Source organism: Chryseobacterium sp. HMWF035 (genome assembly GCF_003094695.1).
Lineage (GTDB): Bacteria > Bacteroidota > Bacteroidia > Flavobacteriales > Weeksellaceae > Chryseobacterium > Chryseobacterium gambrini.
This window is the reverse complement of the sequence record NZ_QEHP01000009.1, coordinates 1-1,424: the sequence shown is the minus strand read 5'-3', so window position 1 is coordinate 1,424 and position 1,424 is coordinate 1. Positions and strand designations below refer to the sequence as shown.

Annotated in this window: 1 protein-coding gene; it reads left to right on the top strand. The window is 24.4% G+C overall.

Translation table 11 applies throughout. The annotated features are described in order from the left end of the window. On the top strand, positions 1–1,403 hold a 1,403-nt coding region (locus tag DD829_RS23425), incomplete at its 5' end, for a hypothetical protein (RefSeq protein WP_165814836.1). Between the last annotated feature and the right edge of the window lie 21 nt (positions 1,404–1,424).

Here is a 1,424-nt window from a genome sequence, read left to right as displayed (position 1 = left end):
ATCCTACACAGGATCATTTTAATCAAAGCATAGATAGATATTCTACTGATTGGAATTTTTATAGAATTGATAACTCTGTAAATAATGATAATTTTAGTAATTCTTTTTCTTGGAACAAACAATTAGATAAATCAAAAATCATATTATCATTTAATCAGTTTAATGAAAAATATTTAGGAGATTTGCATTTACTTTCTAACAATAATTTGTTCTTATCTAATACTAATAATCTATTTCAAAGATATGATGTTACTTCAAATAAATACTCATTAGATTTTCATTTAAAAAATAAAAATAAGTTTATTAACTTTAATATTCATTCAGGTTTTTCATTTAGAAAAGATAATTCTGAACTACTAAACTTTGTTTTTAGAACAGTAGAAAACAAAATGAAAGTATATCATTATCTGAATGATCTGAATTTATATAAAGAACTTGGGAAATTTGATATATCAGGTTCGTTAAGTTCCCATTTTGTAAATATAAATGAAACTGATAAACATTATTTTGAAAAAAATATAAGAATAAAATTTAATCCCAAATCTGTTATCAATACGGAATTTGGTCTAGAATACAATTCAAAATATACACTCCCAAATTTAAGGCTGCTTCAATCTGAACCAATTTATACAAAAGAGCTAACGTATTATCAAAATAGAGATATTACAACAGAATGGTTATGCAAGATAGATACTTATAAATTTACATGGAATAGATTTAATATGGAAAAGGGTAATTTATTGTTCCTTTTACTATCGTATGAAAAAGCAAAACCAATATTTACGTCTAATGTATCGAATTTTGAAGTATTCTCAAAAATAGAAAATGTTATTGGTAAAAATAGAGAAAGACTTTTTTATATACTTTCAAGCGAATATAAATTGTATAGACAGCTTTCTCTTAAATCAAAATTTACAGGATCACTTAATAAGACAGATAATTATATTAACAGTAACATAAACACATCTACGATTTACAATTTCGAGTTAACTCAAAAATTATCTACAAATTTTAGAAATAAACCAATGCAATTTGATTTAGGATACACTTTTACTGAAGGTGTTTTCAAACAAAGTTTTTACAGTACTACTTCCAGTCAAAATAATATAAGACTATTTTTAGGAATTAGGGCTAATGTAAAAAAAGAGTGGGTTGGAAATATATTAAGTGAATATCTCATACAGAAAACTAAACAAAATACTCTTCACAATTTTTTAATTGGCGGTCAAGTTTCGTATAGAAAAGAGAATTCAAACTTTGAATACAATTTGCAATTTAATAATATATTAAATCTTAATTCCTTTCAATATATAAATGGATATACGAGCCAGTTAGGAATAGAGGAAGCATCAATTACAGCTCTACACGGTTATATTACAGGCGGTTTGAAATATAATTTCTAACTTATTGTTTAGTATATAGAC